Below are 17,930 nucleotides of genomic sequence, written 5' to 3'. Positions count from 1 at the left end.
TATCTGTCGATGAACATTTACTTAATTATACCCGCTTCACAAAAGGGTGTAAACGAATTCATCGAAAAAAAAGCCCTGAACTCCAAAAAATGTGATTTTTATAATTGACGCGCCCACTCACAGTCCGCGAATAGAAAATATAAGGTCCGGCGTATGAGGTGCAGACAAAATGGAAATACAATTTAGTATCAAATAGATTCTATGAACTCTATGAGAGGCATAGAAATGGAGTAAGCAGCTTTTATCCCTATTCACAATCCGGCGGAGCTGCCGGTTATGAAGATGGTTATTTCAAGACGTTGTTAGGAGGTTTGGCTTTATGACAGCCGTTAGACAGGATGCTTGGAGCACAGAAGACGATGCTATATTGGCAGAAGTTACGTTGCGCCATATTCGTGAGGGCAGTACACAGCTTGCTGCTTTTGAAGAAGTGGGTGAAAAAATCGGAAGGACATCAGCCGCTTGCGGATTCCGCTGGAACAGCTGTGTCCGCAAAAGCTATGAAGAGGCCATCGGCATCGCCAAAGGCCAGCGCCAGAAACGCAGTTATCTGAAAAAGCAGCCTTCTATGAGGGGAGCCCAGGTTGCCGGCCTGAATCTTGGGGATTTGGGAGAGGAGTATGGACGGAGCGATGGATCAAGCGAAAATACCTTATCCATTGATGCGGTCATACGTTTCTTAAGGCAATGGAAGGGCTCATTCCAGGAAGCCGGCCGCCAGCTTAAGATGCTGGAAAGAGATTTGCGAGAGAAGGAAGACGAGTTAACGGAGCTGCGCAGCGAAAACGAGCGGTTGTCCAAAGAGGTCAATCTTGCTCAAAGTGACTACCGGGTAGTCAATGATGATTATAAAGCTTTGATCCAGATTATGGACCGGGCCCGCAGACTCGCTTTCCTGAACGAAGAAGAAGATGAAATGAAGACCCGCTTCAAAATGGATGCCAATGGAAATCTGGAACGAATCGAATAATATTGTTCTCCTGCAAATCCCGTAGGCCGGCCCGCCAACTAAAGCCGCTTCTGCGGGTTTTTTGTGATTTATGGATACAGGTGCTCCGTCTTGTGGATATTTCTGTATGACTTCCGGATTGCAGACCGTTGTCGGCACAGGATATACTTAGAAAAAATTACCTTGGAGGGCGGCAATAAAGTAGTCATGAAAATTGATATTATCGGTGCCGGCTCCCTGGGGCTGCTGCTGGCGGGAAAACTTATTGGGGCCGGAAATGAAATAAGGCTTTGGTGCAGGGGGCCGGAGCAAGCACTGGAATTGTCCAGGCGGGGATTGATAATAAGCTATGAGGACGAACGGGAGCCCCTAAGGCTTGCCGGGGACCGCTTCTACTCTGCATCCATAGACAAGTTTGCGGCTGCCTATACGCAGGATCCGGGAGAGTGGATTATTGTAACGGTAAAACAAAACGCTCTTCATCATGAATTGCCGGAATTCCTGCAGCAGGTTAAGGATGCTCAGCCACACATTGTTTGTTTTCAAAATGGCAGGGGTCATCTTGCCTTTCTCCAAGCGCTTTTGCCAAAAGCTAATATATATGCAGCTGTGACTACTGTAGGAGCCAAAAGAGCTTCCGGGTCCGAGGTCATTCACGCGGGGGAAGGGGGAATATGGCTGGGTAAAGAAAGCGCTGATCCCTCTGCTGATAGACAAGGATCCCGGGGTGAAGCGGAGCCAGAGGCAATTTGTTTGATTGAGGCCTTTTCCTTAGCAGGATTCTCCGCCCATCTGTCGAAAGAAGTGGATACCATGATTTACCGGAAGCTTCTGATCAATGCTGTGATTAATCCGCTTACCGCCATTTGGCGCATACCCAATGGGGAACTGCTGGCTTCGGAGCATCGCATACACATGATGAGAGCTCTCTATGATGAAGCTGTTTCGGTGTATGATGCCTGCGGGATTGGCCGTGATTCACTGGCGTGGGACAATATTCTTGAGGTGTGCCGGGCTACTTCGTCCAACACTTCATCGATGCTTGCCGATGTTCTGGCTTCGAGGACAACGGAAATCCGCTGGATTAATGGCAGTCTTGTTGAAATGGCAGAGCGTTCCGGAATGGATATTCCTTTACATCGCTGGATTTGCCGGATGGTGGAGGGCATGATTGCGGAGGAGAGGTGAAGCTGTTGGAGTTTCTGCGAAATTCGTTCATTACATTAAGCGTTATTCCGGTTGTTCCTTTCTTAATGGTCTATTTTATCGGGATGGGTTTGAAAAAAGACCGGAAAAGCACATTTTTATTGGCCATGGATATAACTACCGTGTTTTTATTGCTGTCGGTATCCGCTTTGTTCAATAACATATTTCAGTCGGGCTTCGGGTTCTATCTTATACTACTTATTGTATTAATATCCGCTGGACTGATTGGCGGAGCCCAAAACAGGCTGAAGGGAAAGGTGGATGGAAAGCGATTATTCCGGGCCGTTTGGAGGCTTTGCTTCCTGTTTATGGGTGTGGGTTATCTTATGTTTATGTTTGTCGGCCTAATTAAGTACATATCACAAGCGATGTAATGTTCCATTGCTCCGGTAAAGCGTCAATGTCACAAAATTTTAAACTTTTAAAAAAAAAGTGTTTTCAGAAAACATTACTCTAGATTTTTTTGACCACTGGTTGTATAATCATAAACCATATACCACATTCTATTTAGGGGGAACTGCTAGATGAAGAAGAGTAAAAGTCTATTGCTTATGTTGGCACTAGTACTTGTTATCGGTACAGTGCTTGCGGGCTGTGGCGGAAACAACGCTAACACCGGCAACTCGGCCAGTCCGACCAATGCGGCTGCAACCGATGCACCAGCTAATGAAGGTGCTGAAGGCGGAGAGAAATTGGCCGCCGATCAAACGCTCAAAATTAACTTGAGCTCCGAGCCACCAACGTTTGATCCACAGCAAGCGCAAGACAGTACAGCCAATGCCATTCTGAAATTGATGTATGAAGGACTTACGCGCCAAAATGCAGAAACAGGTAAAGCTGAAGAAGGTATTGCTGAGTCCTGGGATATTTCCGCTGACGGACTTGTTTACACTTTCCATCTTCGTGACGCCAAATGGAGCAACGGTGATGCTGTAACAGCGAAAGACTTTGCATTCGCCTGGCAGCGTGTCCTTGATCCAAAAGCAGAACAAGCCGCTCCTTACGCTTATCAATTGTATTACCTGAAGAATGCCGAAGACTACAATAAAGGCAAAGTTACAGACTTCAGTCAAGTCGGCGTTAAAGTAGTTGACGACAAAACACTTGAAGTGACTCTGAATAACCCAACTCCATATTTCCTTGGATTGTTGTCTTTCTATACGTACTATCCAGTTCATAGTTCCGTTAAGGACAATCCGAAATGGGCAACTACTCCCGATACTCAAATCACTAACGGACCCTTTACTTTGACGGAATGGACTACAGGTCAATCCCTGAAAGTAACCAAGAACCCATCTTATTATGCAGCAGATCAAATCAAAGCTGAGAACATCAACTTCTCCATCGTAAACAGTGGCGCAACTGAATTGTTGAGCTACAAGAATGGTGAACTTGACCGTGCCGGGAACCCTATTGGTGAAATTCCGACAGAGCAGCTGCCAATCGTTGAGAAGGAACTCCCTAATGAATTCTCAAGAAAAGGGATTGCCAGCGTTTACTACTACCAGTTCAACGTAACTGAGAAACCTTTCACTAACGTTAAAATTCGTAAAGCCTTGGCAATGGGCCTCGAGCGCCAGCCAATTATTGATAACATCACCAAAGGTGGTCAATTACCTGCTTTTGGATATGTGCCTCCAGGTATTCAAAGTAATGAACAAGAATACCGCGCTCAAGTGGATGACAAGCAATATTTCACTGAGAATGTGGATGAAGCCAAGAAATTGCTTGCGGAAGGTCTGAAAGAAGAAGGTCTGGATAAACTGCCACTTACCCTTACGTACAATACAAGTGAAAGTCACCAAAAGGTCGCTGTAGCTATTGCCGATATGTGGAAAAAGAATCTCGGCGTTGAAGTGAAGCTTGAGAACAAAGAGTGGGGTGTCTTTATCGAAGACAGACACAACCTGAACTATCAAGTAGCACGTGCGGGCTGGTCTGCCGACTACAATGATCCAATGACTTATTTGGATATGTGGTTGACTGGCGGAGGTAACAACGACTCCGGCTACTCCAACGCGGAATATGACAAGCTGGTTAAAGAAGCACAAACTTCTGCCGACAATGCAGTCCGTCAAGAGAAGTTTGCCGCTGCAGAAAAAATCCTGATGGATGATATGGTAGTTATTCCAATCTACTACTACACCAACAACTCGCTGAACAAAGAATACCTTAAAGGTTCAACTATTGACTTCAGCGGTGCGATTGACTTGTCCCGTGCTTACCTGCTTGAGCACTAGGAAATCGAGAAACACTAACTAAATACAGTATTATAATAGTCTGAAGTTTTAAGAACACTTCGGGATATATATGTGGAACTCCATATATATCCCTTTTTTTGTATGTGATGCTATTTGTTGTTTTTTTACAAAAGAGGAATTTACAGAAAATAGACAAGCGGTTGTTTTTTTCTTACAATAGACAAGTCAGAAAATGTCGAAGGAGGTGGTGACGGGCATGTTTCGTTATGTTATAAATAGATTTTTCCACATGGTGATTTCACTGTTTGTGCTGATTTCTGCAACCTTTTTCCTGATGAAGGCGATCCCCGGAGATCCATTCACAGCTGAGAAAAAGATTCCAGAGCAAATCCTGCAGCGTTTGTACGCACAGTACAATTTGGACAAGCCCGTCTTTGAGCAGTACGGTATTTATTTGAAGAATATTCTACAAGGTGACCTGGGGATATCTATGAAGATGCTGAACCAGGATGTTTCCCATATTATTGGTCAAACCTTTTCAGCCTCACTCAAGCTTGGGGTTGTCGCAATCATTGTCGCTATTTTAGTCGGTATTACGCTGGGCATGCTGGCGGCACTTCACCATCGCAAGCTTATTGATAATGTGGCGATGGTCCTTGCCGTGCTTGGGATCGCGGTGCCGAGTTTTGTGGTAGCCTCGCTGCTGCAATATCTGTTGGCCTATCATTGGAAGATATTCCCTGTCATGGGCTTTAATGGTCCGATGAACTACTTCCTGCCGGTGATGGCCCTAACGGCTTCTCCGATTGCAGTTATTGCACGTCTGACCCGTTCAAGTATGCTGGAGGTATTGCATGCGGATTACATCAAGACAGCCAAAGCTAAAGGCCTCAGTTGGGGTTCCATTGTATTCCGCCATGTGCTGCGCAACGGCATTATGCCGGTTGTCACTTACGTAGGACCGATGACGGCGAACATCATTACCGGTTCGGTTGTTATTGAACAGATCTTTGGTATCGGGGGCATCGGGAAACAATTCGTTCAAGCGATCAATACCCGGGACTATCCGATCATCATGGGGATTACCATTTTCTACGGCGTGATTCTGATGGTGGCGCGTTTCCTTACGGATGTCGCTTATGTCGCTATTGATCCGCGTATCAAACTGACCCAAAGGAAGGAGGATTAAAGTTGGCTGAATCTAATAAAGTGATTGCTCAGTTGAAGCCCGAGGATTTCCGCAAGGTTGGCATTGATGAAAAAGATGCGGAAGTGATTCAGCGCGAGAGTCTGTCCGCCTGGCAGGATGCCTGGCAGCGCCTGCGCCAGAACAAGATGGCCATGACAGCCATGATTATCATGATCCTGATCGTTATTATGGCCATTGTGGCTCCACATTTGGTTCCTTATACTTATGATTCCAACGATTTAATGAGCACGAACAAGCCACCTTCCTCCGACCACTGGTTCGGTACGGATGATTTTGGTCGGGACGTATTTGTCCGCACCTGGATGGGGGCCCGGATATCCCTGATTGTCGGCCTTGCGGCTGCACTGATCGATTTGATCATCGGTATTATATACGGCGGAATTATGGGCTTTTTTGGTGGCCGCATTGATACGGTTATGAACAAGTTCTCCGAAATTCTCTATTCTATTCCTTATTTGCTGGTTGTGATCATGCTGCTTGTCGTTCTGGAGCCAAGTCTTGGAACAATTATTCTCGCATTGACCATTACAGGCTGGATTAATATGTCCTGGATTGTACGCGGCGAAATTATGCAGCTGAAGAACCGTGAGTTTATCTTGGCTTCCCGTTCGATGGGTGCGGGCTGGAAACGTCTGCTCTTCCGTCATTTGTTGCCTAATGCAATGGGGCCGATCATCGTTACAGTAACCTTGTCTGTACCAAGTGCTATCTTTTCTGAAGCCTTCCTGAGCTTCCTGGGCCTTGGGGTACAAGCACCTGTTGCTTCACTGGGTTCTATGATCAGTGACTCGCTTACAGGCTGGATGTATTATCCTTGGCGGATGCTTGCACCTGCGATTGTCATCAGTTTGACCATGCTTTCCTTTAACATTTTTGGTGATGGCCTGCGTGATGCGCTTGATCCGAAACTGAAGAAATAGGAGGTGTACAAGGTGGAACCTATTTTACAAGTCAAGGATTTGCAGGTTTCTTTCTTTGTAAAAGGCGGGGAGGTTCAGGCGGTACGCGGTATGAACTTCGAAATCGGCAAAGGTGAAACAGTTGCCATCGTCGGCGAGTCCGGCAGCGGCAAAAGTGTAACTGCGCAATCCATCATGCGGCTGATTCCAACACCTCCCTCCAAGGTCAAAAAGGGAGAAATCATCTTTCAAGGGCAAAACCTGCTGGAACTCAGCACCAAACAAATGGAATCGATTCGCGGCAAGGATATTGGCATGATCTTTCAAGACCCGATGACTTCTTTGAACCCAACGATTAAAGTGGGCAAGCAGATAACCGAAGTTTTGATCAAACATCAGAAAATGTCAGCGGCCGAAGCGAAAAAGCAAGGGATTGAGATGCTTCAATTAGTGGGTATCAAAAATGCGGAGGCTCGCTTTAACCAATACCCCCACGAATTTTCCGGCGGGATGCGCCAGCGTGTAATGATTGCCATCGCACTCGCCTGCCGTCCGGCGCTGCTGATTGCGGATGAGCCGACAACGGCGCTGGATGTTACGATCCAGGCACAGATTATGGATGTGATGAAGGACATGCAGAACAAGCTGGGTACCTCCATCATTCTCATAACACATGATTTGGGTGTAGTAGCCGGCATGTGCGACCGCGTCATTGTAATGTATGCAGGTGAAGTAGTGGAGACGGGTACCCGCTGGGAGATCTTCAAGAATCCGCAGCACCCGTATACCAAAGGCCTGCTGCGTTCGATGCCGCGTCTGGACCAAAAAAAGGGCGAGCCGCTGATCCCGATTATCGGTACGCCGCCTGATCTGATTAAGCCGCCGATCGGCTGTCCCTTCACCGCGCGTTGCAATGAAGCAATGCATGTGTGCGAGCAGATTGATCCCGGCGCCACAGAATTCAGCGAGACGCATATGGCGCGCTGCTGGAATCTGCATTCGATGGCCAAGGAGGTGCAGTACTCTTGAGTAAGAACCTGATTGAAGTAGAAGGTCTTAAGAAGTATTTTAATGTAGGTAAAGGCAAGGTTCTTAAGGCTGTTGATAATATTAGCTTTTCTATCCGTGAAGGTGAAACGCTGGGCATGGTAGGGGAATCCGGTTGCGGAAAGACCACTGCCGGCCGTACGGTGCTTCGGCTCTATGAGCCGACTGCCGGAAGCGTAAAGTACAATGGAACAGATATTTACAAGTTGTCCCCGGGCAAAATGAAAGCTTACCGCCGCGATATGCAAATGATCTTCCAGGACCCGTATGCATCGCTGAATCCGCGGTTTACGGTATCCGATATCATTGGTGAGGCACTGGACATTCATGGAATGGCCGGAAGCCGTGCAGAGCGCAAGAAACGCATTGAAGAGCTGCTGGATATGGTCGGTCTGAACCATGACCATGCGACCCGTTATCCGCATGAGTTCTCCGGCGGACAACGTCAACGGATCGGGATTGCCCGCTCACTGGCGGTTAATCCGAAGTTCATCGTCTGCGATGAGCCGATTTCTGCCCTGGACGTATCCATTCAGGCCCAAGTGGTTAACTTGCTCAAAGAACTGCAGGACCGTCTTGGACTGACTTATCTTTTCATCGCGCATGATTTGTCGATGGTTAAGCATATCAGTGACCGCGTAGCTGTAATGTATATGGGCAAGATGGTGGAGCTGGCTGAGAGTGAAGAGCTATACGCCAACCCTATCCATCCGTATACCCGCTCTCTGTTGTCGGCTATTCCGGTTCCCGATCCGGAAATTGAAGTCAACAAGAAACGGATTCATATGCAGGATGAATTGGGCAGCCCCATCTTCTCCGAAGGGGATGAGACCAACGATGCCGAAACGCAGCTGGTCGAAGTCTCCAAAGGCCATTTCGTAGCCAAAGCGTTTGCCTGATAGTAATGAATATGAACCGCCGGAGATCTCTCCGGCGGTTTTCGTTTCTAAAGAATGCTGGAGATGCTTTGACGAAGGCTCTATCTTTGGATACAATCATTAAGAAGTTTATCATATTCCGATTTACATACGGCAGGGACAGTAGAACAGGAGGCAAACGCAATGAACGTTGTACCGGAACCGCTCCCGGGTGGATCTGCGCTCGCACGCGACTATATAGAACGTTATGACAAGGTACGGCATTTGTACGGCGGAGATTTCCGCAATGAGGAGAGCAGGCGGGAACGCGCCGCATGGCTGGATGGCAGGGAGAGCCTCCGTGCTGACCGGTCCAAGGTGGCTGCTTGTCTGCGTGTTTACAATGAACGGCATAATCCTCATGCAGAGGTTATGGCTTCCCTGGAGCTGCTGGAACAACCGGGCACACTTGTTGTGACAGGCGGGCAGCAGAGCGGCCTTTTTACAGGGCCAATGCTGGTAATATATAAAGCCATTACGATCATTCAGGCAGCGAGGGAAGCCGGTGAGCGTCTGGGACGCCCGGTGGTACCCTTGTTCTGGATCGCCGGAGAGGATCACGACTGGGATGAGGTCAATCATACGTATGTGTTGAGCCGCACCCATGAGCTTTCCAAACTCAAGATGGACAAGGAAGAGGGTCCGCGTGCTTCAGTCAGCGATATCCGCGTAGATGAAGACAGCTGGCAACAAGCGGTAGAGCAACTGGATGGTTTGCTGCAGGAAAGTGAATTCAAACCGCAGCTTATGGCATCCATTCGGGAAGCTTCGCTGGGGGCAGCAAGTATGACTGAGGTTTTTGCGAAATTGATGGGTGTATTATTTGGCAAATTCGGTCTAATTCTGCTTGATTCCGCCGATCCGGCATTGCGCCGTTTGGAACAGCCGTTTTTCTCCTCGCTGATTACGGATAATGATGCGCTGGAGGCAGCCTATCTGCAGTCCGCTGCAGAGCTTAAGGATGGCGGATATGAGCTTCAGGCCGAGGTGACGGCCGGCAGCGCCAATCTTTTTTATATCCACGAGGGCTCACGTTTGCTGCTGCACAAGAAGGACGGGAAGTTCACTGACCGGAAGGGAAACATTGCTTTTTCACGCGAGGAGCTGCTGGCGTTGCTGGCCGATCACCCCGAACGTTTCAGCAATAATGTGCTGACCCGTCCCTTAATGCAGGATTATGTACTGCCGGTGCTGGCCACAGTGCTGGGTCAAGGAGAAATAGCCTATTGGGCTATTCCGCACCGGGCCTTCGGGGCGATAGGCGGACAGATGCCGCTAATCCTGCCGCGAATGTCGTTTACTGTAGTGGAAGGTACGCTGCATAAACATATCGAGAAGTATGGACTTGCTTTTGCCGATGTGGTGACGGGTCTGGATGCGAAAAGGCAAGAGTGGCTGGCGGCGCAGGATGAACTGCAGCTGGGTGTGCGATTTGAAGAGACTAAAAAGGCCTTCACCGCCATGTATGAGCCGCTGATTGAGCAATTGGGTACTATTCAGGCCGGCCTGCTTAAGCTGGGGAACAGCAACAAGGACAAAATAGTGGACCAGATTTCTTTCTTGCAGGCTAAAGCACAAGATGCCATGGAGAAACAGAATGAGGCTGCACTCCGGCAATGGGAACGAATCGAGCGCTCCTTGATGCCGCAGGGCAAACCCCAGGAACGCGTATACAATATCATGTTCTACTTGAACCGTTATGGCCCCGCGTGGCTGGATGAACTAATGGCTGTTCCCCCGGACTACAGCGGGACACACCGGGTCCTTTATATGTAATAGTTGATTAAGTCAGGTTTCACCCAACTTTGAGGAGGTTTCACTATGAGTTCCAAAGAAAAAAGTATCGTGGCAGATCTGTCGCTTGCGCCCGAAGGACATCTGAAAATCGACTGGGTTCGCCAGCATATGCCGGTGTTGAACCGGATTCGTGAACAGTTTGAAGCGGAGCAGCCTTTTAAAGGACTAAAGGTCTCCATCACGCTTCACCTGGAGGCCAAAACCGCTTACCTGGCTAAAGTGGTACAAGCTGGCGGCGCAGAAGTAACTATTACCGGTTCGAACCCGCTGTCCACCCAGGATGATGTTTGTGCAGCACTAGTGGAAGACGGAATTACCGTGTTTGCCAAATACAATCCGTCTCCGGAGGAATTTAAGGCGCTGAACATCAAGGCGCTGGAGAGCAAGCCTGATCTGATTATTGATGACGGGGGCGATTTTGCCACCTTGCTGCATGCCGAGCGGCCTGATCTGATGGAGAATATCCGCGGCGGAGCCGAAGAAACGACTACCGGCATTATCCGGCTCAAAGCGCTGCACAAACAAGGCATCCTGAAATTCCCGATGGTGGCCGTAAATGACGCGTACTGCAAATATTTGTTCGATAACCGTTACGGTACGGGCCAGTCGGCCTGGGACGGCATTGTGCGTACAACCAATCTGATCGTAGCCGGCAAAACAGTGGTCGTAGTGGGTTATGGCTGGTGCGGAAAAGGCGTGGCTATGCGCGCTAAAGGCTTGGGTGCGAATGTTATCGTAACCGAAGTCGATGCCATAAAAGCCGTTGAAGCCCATATGGACGGATTCCATGTGATGCCTATGGTGGAAGCAGCCAAGCGGGGCGATTTCTTTGTTACTGTAACAGGTAACCGTTACGTTATCCGCGGCGAGCATTATGATGTGATGAAGGATGGGGCGATTATGTGCAACGCCGGCCATTTTGATGTGGAAGTGAACAAGCCGGAATTGTCCGAAAGATCCGTCTCCCAGCGCACCGTCCGCAAGAATATCGAGGAGTACCAGCTTAAAGACGGACGCAAGCTTTACCTTTTGGCAGAGGGACGGCTCGTAAATCTGGGTGCAGCCGACGGCCATCCGGCAGAAATTATGGATACGACCTTTGCCCTTCAGGCTTTGTCGCTTAAATATGTGAATGACAACTATAAAGAGATTGGTGTAAAAGTCGAGAACGTTCCTTATCATCTGGATGAGCAGGTGGCCCGCTATAAGCTGGAAAGTCTTGGCATTGCTATTGACAGCTTGACACCGGCTCAGGTAGAATATCTGGATAGCTGGAATCTGAACGATTAATCCATACCGAATTGCAAGTGCCCCCGATTGACAATGAAGCCGCAGCCGGACGCTATGTCCGGTTGAACGGCTTTTTTTTATGGACATAAGTTTGATCAGGCTGTACAGCTGGCTTGAGGAAGCCTTATCTGGAATGGTTTTGATCACATTACATAAGTTGGGGACGTTATGTAAAAAAATACCTTGCTTATTAAAAAGGTTTTTGATTTTTAATGGCGAATCTATTATGCTTAGGTGGTGAAAAGTGGGGCGAAGTGGGGAATTGTTCATTGGGAGTGGGTAAAACTATGTTTATGGGTGAATTCCAGCATAGCATTGACGACAAGGGCCGCATTATTATTCCGGCTAAGTTCCGTGAATTGCTCGGAACCTCCTTTGTAGCGACCCGCGGCCTCGACTCCTGCCTGTTTGTTTATCCCATGGAAGAATGGGGAATCATGGAACAAAAGCTTAAAAGTCTATCACTGATGAAATCGGATGCCCGCGCATTCAGCCGCTTTTTTTTCTCGGGAGCGACAGAGTGTGTCTGGGACAAGCAAGGAAGGGTAAATCTGCCCGGCAATTTGCGGCAGTATGCCAAGCTGGACAAGGACTGTGTAATCTTAGGCGTTTCGAACCGGGTGGAGATCTGGAACAAGGGACTATGGGAGCAGTACTTCGAACAATCAGAGGAATCGTTCAACGAAATTGCCGAGAAATTGGTGGATTTCAATTTTGACCTATAAATTTACTATTCGAATATTGCCCTGGAGGGATGCAGCTTGTTTCACCACATCACGGTGCTTAAGGAAGAAGCGACAGAAGGGCTGCACATCAAACAAGATGGAGTCTACGTGGATTGTACGCTCGGAGGAGCGGGGCACAGCGCTCTGATTGCTTCAAAGCTCAGCGGCGAAGGCCGCCTGATCTGTCTGGACCAGGATGACTGGGCTTTGGAGAATGCCAAAGAGAGACTGGCCGAATACGGAGAGAAGGTTGTACTTGTCAAGACCAACTTCCGTGACCTGGAAAGTGTACTGAAGGATGTGCCTTTTGTCCTGCAAAAGGATGGGGTTCCCCAAGTTGACGGAATACTCTTCGACCTTGGCGTGTCTTCCCCCCAGTTCGATGAAGGGGAGCGGGGATTCAGCTATAACCATGATGCTCCGCTGGATATGCGGATGGACCAGTCAGCCCTGCTTACGGCGGCTGATATTGTAAATACATGGTCCGAAGCGGAGATTGCCCGCGTGCTTTTCCAGTATGGAGAGGAAAAGTTCTCGCGGCGGATCGCGAGGCGCATTGTGGACAGAAGAGCAGAGCGCCCGGTGGAGACCACCGGCGACTTGGCCGAGCTTATCAAGGAAGGCATTCCGGCGGCTGCACGGAGAACAGGCGGCCATCCCGCCAAACGCAGCTTTCAGGGCCTCAGAATTGCAGTCAACGACGAGCTTGGCGCTTTTGAGGAAGGGCTGCACGGAGCGGTACGTTGCCTTGCCCCTGGAGGAAGAGTATCTGTTATTACGTTTCATTCCCTCGAGGACCGGATTTGCAAGCAAATCCTAAGCAGTTATGTCAGCAGATGTACATGTCCGCCTGACTTTCCGCTATGTGTATGCGGTGCTGAAGGTACGCTGAAGTTGATTAACCGCAAGCCGCTTGTGCCCTCGGAAGAGGAGCTGGAGCTTAACATGCGTGCCCGTTCAGCCAAACTGCGCATTGCAGAGAAATTGTAAAAAGACGATAAAGGAGAGTCGGAGATGGCCTATACCCGCGGCAATTTAGCAGTTCAGCCCAAACGAAAAAAAGAAGTCAACCCGTTATACCGCGAGAAGACGAAAGTAGTCACCAGACGCACGGGACTTCCGATGCAGGAGAAACTCTTGTATATGCTGACATTGGGCGTATTTGTCCTCGTGGCTGCCACCCTGATTTGGCGTTACGTCCAAATTTATGATTTGAACAAGCAGGCTCAGGATCTGGAACGGGTAATCTCGGCATCCAAGAAGGAAATTGCCGTCTATCAAATGGAGAAGCAGACGCTGGAACAGCAGATTCCGGAAAAAGCCAAGCAAATGGGTTTTGTAGAACCTGATGAAGATGCGACAATCTATGTGCCGCTCAGCGGCAAAACTACTGACGGGGACAATTAGTGAGCGGTTGCCAAGATCGCAATATAATATAAGTGGTGAGGTTTGCGTATGGTCAAAAGAATAAAACTTCGCACGCTGTTTATAGGAGGGTGTATTACCCTCTTTTTTCTTGTTTTGCTTGGAAGGGTCTTTTGGATACAGGTCATGGAGCATGGAGAATGGCATGACAAGGCGACTGCTAAGTGGGAGCGGGAATCAACAATCAAGGCGGTTCGCGGTACGATTTCGGACCGTAACGGCAATGTGCTGGCCAGCGATGTGCCGGCTTATACCGTTGTTGTCAATCCGGAGGTTATCCATGAACAGGAGCTGGGGGAAGAAGTGATCACCGGCCTGCATGAACTGCTGGGCAAACCGGAGGATGAGCTGCGCAAGCTGGTTGAGGCCAAGGATAAAGACGGGAAATATCTTAAGAACCGTGAGGTCCGCAATGAGGGCTGGAAGATCAATCAGGAGCTGCACGACAAGGTAGAGGTGTTTATCAAATCCCTGGAAGAGAAACACAGCATCCGGGAAACCGGTGTCGGATTCGTCCGGGAGCAGAAACGTTATTATCCCAAGAACACACTGGCGGCCCATATTCTGGGCTATACGGACCGGGACGGTAATGCCGAAATAGGTCTGGAGAGTTCTCTGGATGAGCGGCTTAAAGGTGTGAACGGGAGTATTAAGTACCAAAGTGACCGCAAAGGCACCAAACTTCCCGACGGGGTGGAAGAGTACCAGCCTGTAGTGAATGGGGATAATTACAAGCTGACGATTGACAGTACTATTCAGTATTATATCGAAGAGGCTATGCGGAAGGCTTTCACGCAGTACAAACCGAAAAGTATGACAGTCATTGCAGCAGATCCAAATACGATGGAGATTCTGGGGATGGCGAACCTGCCGACATTTAACCCAAATGAATATTGGGATGACGAGCAGGCGGGATTCTATAATCACGCCATTAAGTCGAGATATGAACCGGGATCTACCTTCAAAATTGTAACGCTTGCCGCGGCTGTACAGGAAAAGCTATTTAATCCAGAGACTACCTTCATGTCTGGGCAGATCAGAATCAAAGGATACAGTAAGCCGCTCCATGATATCAATCGGGTGGGCTGGGGGACCATTTCATTCCTGGAAGGAGTCAAACGTTCCAGTAACGTGGCGTTTGTGAAGCTGGGTTATGAAATGCTGGGCCAGGATAAGCTTTTAAAGTATATCAATGATTTTGGCTTTAATGGAACAACGGGTATTGATCTGGCTGGAGAAACCAACGGCGTGGTCAACCCCGATCCTAAAATTGCTTCCGAGAATGCAACGTTAGCATACGGGCACGGGAAGGTCCTTGTTACTCCTATTCAGCAGTTGGCTGCGGTAGCTGCCATCGCCAACGGCGGGAAGCTGATGACCCCTCATGTCATCAAGGAAGTCACTGATCCGAATAGCGGAAAGACGACGGTAACAAAGCCCGAAGTGGTCCGTCAGGTGATTTCGGAAGCAAGCGCCAAGGAGACAGGCGAATATCTCGAACAGGTAGTAGCGGATCAAAAAGATGGCACAGGGAGACATGCCTATATTGAAGGTTACCGGGTTGCTGGAAAGACGGGAACGGCCATCAAGGTGGAAGGCAAGGAGTATGTTAAATCCAAAGTACTGGTATCTTTTATCGGTTATGCACCCGTAGACAACCCCAAAATTGCCGTAATTGTCATTATCGATGAACCGAATGTGGAGGTTGGCGGCGGTAAGGCGGCAGCCCCGGTGTTCAAGGAGATTGTCTCGCAGGCCCTTCCATACATGGGGGTTCCCAAAACCACCGCCAAAACAACTACCGAGGTTGCAAAGGGGAGCGAGACGGCTCCGCCTCTGCGCACTACGCCGGATATGACCGGCAAAACGGTCAAAGAAGCCAGAGCGCTGCTGCTTGATCAGGGTTATGATTTTGAAGCTGTTGGCAGCGGGGCAACCGTGGTGAGTCAATATCCCGAAGCCGGCTCCAAGCTTGCTTCAGGCCGGCGTATCTATCTGCTGAGCCAGCAGGGGGATAAGCCCAATATCCCGGATATGAAGGGCCAGTCCCTGCGTGACGCCCTTGAAGTGCTTAATCTGTTGAAGGTGGGCATCGTGGTTGATGGAGAAGGTTACGTAGCAGAGCAAAACGTAGCCACGAAAGACGGCAAGACCCAGGTCACGTTAAAGCTTAAGCCCTACAATCCGTACGGGGAGAATATCCCGGTGGCATCGCCGGAGCCGACACCGGAAACGGAGAACAAGCCATAGGCTTGTTCTAACCCCTGTTTGTCCCGAATAGTCATGTGGTAAGAGAACATGCTTAGATGAGGGAAAGCGGGGGAGAACGGAATGAAGGTTTCGAAGGTCGTGACACGGCGGAGAATGCTGTGGACGCTGCTGGGACTGGCAGTGTTATTCGGTTCGCTGGTTGTTCGTCTTGCTTATGTGCAGCTGTCCCAAGGCGAGAAGCTGAGTGCCAAAGCAGAGGATTCCTGGCGGCGCAATATCCCCTTTACGGCCAAACGCGGGGAGATTCTGGACCGCGAGGGTGTGGCGCTGGCCTACAATATCAGTTCGCCTACAATCTTTGCTATTCCGGTTCAGGTGAAGAATAAGGAACAAACAGCTCAGCAGCTGGCGCCTTTGCTCGGCATGACCGAAGAGAAGCTGGTAAAGCTGCTGACCCAAAGAAAGTCTTCGGTGAAGCTTACGCCCGGCGGCCGCAAAATTACGATGGAGCTTGCCGCGAGCATCCGTGATTTGCAGCTGCCGGGCATCGTTGTGGCTGAGGACAACAAAAGGTATTATCCCTACGGGGATCTTGCAGCGCATATTCTGGGCTTCACGGGCATCGACAACCAGGGAATTACGGGGGTTGAAACGGTATATGACAAATTGCTGCAGGGGATAGCCGGTAATATCTCCTATCTGTCCGATGCAGGGGGCAGACTGATGCCCGGCTCTTCGGAGAAGTATGCCGAACCGCAGGATGGCCTCAGTCTGCAATTGACGATTGATAAACAAATCCAGTCGATTATGGAACGTGAGCTGGATCAGGCCATGGTGAAATACCAGGCTCAGGGCAGCTGGGCCATTGCCATGAACCCGAAGAACGGCGAAATTCTGGCGATGGCCAGCAGACCGGGTTATGAACCGGGTCAATATAAGGAATACGAAGCGGCTATATACAATCGTAATTTGCCCATCTGGATGACCTATGAGCCGGGTTCAACCTTCAAGATTATAACGTTGGCTGCTGCGCTGCAGGAGGGCAAGGTTAATCTGCAGAATGATCACTTCTTCGATCCCGGTTTTATTGAGGTAGGCGGAGCGAAGCTGCGCTGCTGGAAAAAAGGCGGCCACGGCAGCCAAACCTTCCTGCAGGTAGTAGAAAATTCCTGCAATCCGGGCTTTGTTGCGCTTGGGCAGCGGCTGGGTAAAGACTCCCTGTTCAAATACATCCGTGATTTTGGTTTCGGTACGAAGACGGGGATTGATCTGAACGGCGAATCGAACGGGATTCTGTTCAAGCCTTCCCAGGTCGGGCCGGTGGAGCTTGCGACCACGGCGTTTGGGCAAGGCGTCTCGGTAACGCCGATTCAGCAGATTGCAGCGGTGTCGGCCGCGATTAACGGCGGCAAGCTTTACAAGCCGCATGTGGCCAAAGCATGGATTAATCCCGATACCGGAGAAAAGGTATCGGAAGTAGAGCCGGAGCTCGTGCGGCAGGTGATATCGGAGGAAACATCCAAGGAGGTGCGTGCAGCACTTGAGAGCGTAGTTGCCAAAGGCACAGGCCGGCCGGCTTTTATAGACGGCTACCGTGTGGGGGGCAAGACAGGTACTGCACAAAAAGTAATCAATGGCCGTTATTCCCCGACAGAGCATATCGTTTCCTTTGTCGGCTTTGCGCCTGCGGATGATCCGCAGATTGTAGTCTATACAGCGGTAGATAATCCGAAGGGGATACAGTTTGGGGGCGTAGTAGCTGCTCCGATCGTGCAGAACATCCTGGAGGATTCCTTGCACTATCTAAAAGTGCCGGAGCGTAGCGATCAACTTCCCAAAACCTATAAATACGGCGAAACTCCGATTGTGACCGTTCCTGATCTTACCGGGGCTACGGTACAGGATATTTACGAGGACCTGAATATGAACTTTAATCTTGCCCGTTCAGGTTCAGGCAATACAGTGGTCAACCAGGCTCCCAAAGCGGGAGCGCGGGTGGAGCGGGGCTCAACCATCCGGATTTATATGGGAGCGGCCGAGGATTAAATCGATA

Annotated in this window: 15 protein-coding genes; all 15 read left to right on the top strand. The window is 49.5% G+C overall.

The genetic code is table 11. The features are described from left to right. The first annotated feature begins 319 nt into the window (after window positions 1–319). Entirely contained in the window at window positions 320–970 is a 651-nt protein-coding gene (locus IEY53_RS11620) for an RsfA family transcriptional regulator (RefSeq protein WP_189025037.1), read from the top strand. Window positions 971–1,156: 186 nt separating this feature from the next. Beyond that, the gene (locus tag IEY53_RS11615) at window positions 1,157–2,137 is read left to right on the top strand and encodes a ketopantoate reductase family protein (RefSeq protein ID WP_189025035.1); all 981 of its coding nucleotides are present in this window, start codon (window positions 1,157–1,159) and stop codon (window positions 2,135–2,137) included. A gap of 5 nt (window positions 2,138–2,142) precedes the next feature. Then, window positions 2,143–2,529, top strand: coding sequence for a DUF3397 domain-containing protein (locus IEY53_RS11610; protein WP_189025033.1), 387 nt, complete (start codon window positions 2,143–2,145; stop codon window positions 2,527–2,529). A gap of 150 nt (window positions 2,530–2,679) precedes the next feature. Next, window positions 2,680–4,395: a peptide ABC transporter substrate-binding protein gene (locus IEY53_RS11605; protein ID WP_189025031.1), complete on the top strand. Its 1,716-nt coding sequence runs from the start codon at window positions 2,680–2,682 to the stop codon at window positions 4,393–4,395. Window positions 4,396–4,612: 217 nt separating this feature from the next. After that, the gene (locus tag IEY53_RS11600) at window positions 4,613–5,545 is read left to right on the top strand and encodes an ABC transporter permease (RefSeq protein WP_189025028.1); all 933 of its coding nucleotides are present in this window, start codon (window positions 4,613–4,615) and stop codon (window positions 5,543–5,545) included. Window positions 5,546–5,547: 2 nt separating this feature from the next. Further along, the gene (locus IEY53_RS11595) at window positions 5,548–6,486 is read left to right on the top strand and encodes an ABC transporter permease (protein WP_285229538.1); all 939 of its coding nucleotides are present in this window, start codon (window positions 5,548–5,550) and stop codon (window positions 6,484–6,486) included. Between the two features lie 12 nt (window positions 6,487–6,498). Then, the gene (locus IEY53_RS11590; protein ID WP_189025026.1) at window positions 6,499–7,494 is read left to right on the top strand and encodes an ABC transporter ATP-binding protein; all 996 of its coding nucleotides are present in this window, start codon (window positions 6,499–6,501) and stop codon (window positions 7,492–7,494) included. After that, a complete protein-coding gene (locus IEY53_RS11585) occupies window positions 7,491–8,411 on the top strand; it encodes an ABC transporter ATP-binding protein (RefSeq protein ID WP_189025024.1) in 921 nt (306 codons plus the stop codon). Before IEY53_RS11590 ends, IEY53_RS11585 begins: the two co-directional genes overlap by 4 nt. 162 nt (window positions 8,412–8,573) lie before the next feature. Continuing rightward, entirely contained in the window at window positions 8,574–10,205 is a 1,632-nt protein-coding gene (bshC, locus tag IEY53_RS11580; protein ID WP_189025022.1) for a bacillithiol biosynthesis cysteine-adding enzyme BshC, read from the top strand. Window positions 10,206–10,250: 45 nt separating this feature from the next. Then, the gene (locus tag IEY53_RS11575) at window positions 10,251–11,516 is read left to right on the top strand and encodes an adenosylhomocysteinase (RefSeq protein ID WP_189025020.1); all 1,266 of its coding nucleotides are present in this window, start codon (window positions 10,251–10,253) and stop codon (window positions 11,514–11,516) included. Between the two features lie 287 nt (window positions 11,517–11,803). Next, window positions 11,804–12,241, top strand: a complete 438-nt coding sequence (gene mraZ / locus IEY53_RS11570; protein WP_189025018.1) for a division/cell wall cluster transcriptional repressor MraZ — start codon at window positions 11,804–11,806, stop codon at window positions 12,239–12,241. Window positions 12,242–12,277: 36 nt separating this feature from the next. Further along, the gene (gene rsmH / locus IEY53_RS11565) at window positions 12,278–13,231 is read left to right on the top strand and encodes a 16S rRNA (cytosine(1402)-N(4))-methyltransferase RsmH (RefSeq protein ID WP_189025017.1); all 954 of its coding nucleotides are present in this window, start codon (window positions 12,278–12,280) and stop codon (window positions 13,229–13,231) included. A gap of 24 nt (window positions 13,232–13,255) precedes the next feature. After that, window positions 13,256–13,648: a hypothetical protein gene (locus IEY53_RS11560; protein ID WP_189025015.1), complete on the top strand. Its 393-nt coding sequence runs from the start codon at window positions 13,256–13,258 to the stop codon at window positions 13,646–13,648. Between the two features lie 144 nt (window positions 13,649–13,792). Continuing rightward, window positions 13,793–15,916 (top strand): penicillin-binding transpeptidase domain-containing protein, encoded by a 2,124-nt coding sequence (locus tag IEY53_RS11555; RefSeq protein ID WP_229696090.1) that lies wholly within the window; start codon window positions 13,793–13,795, stop codon window positions 15,914–15,916. 81 nt (window positions 15,917–15,997) lie between these two features. Beyond that, window positions 15,998–17,923, top strand: a complete 1,926-nt coding sequence (locus IEY53_RS11550; RefSeq protein ID WP_189025011.1) for a stage V sporulation protein D — start codon at window positions 15,998–16,000, stop codon at window positions 17,921–17,923. Window positions 17,924–17,930 lie beyond the last annotated feature (7 nt).

This window comes from Paenibacillus albidus (assembly GCF_014644435.1).
Classification (GTDB): Bacteria; Bacillota; Bacilli; order Paenibacillales; family Paenibacillaceae; genus Paenibacillus_AQ; species Paenibacillus_AQ albidus.
Note: the sequence above shows the minus strand (reverse complement) of the source record. Positions and strands in the feature narration are given on the sequence as shown.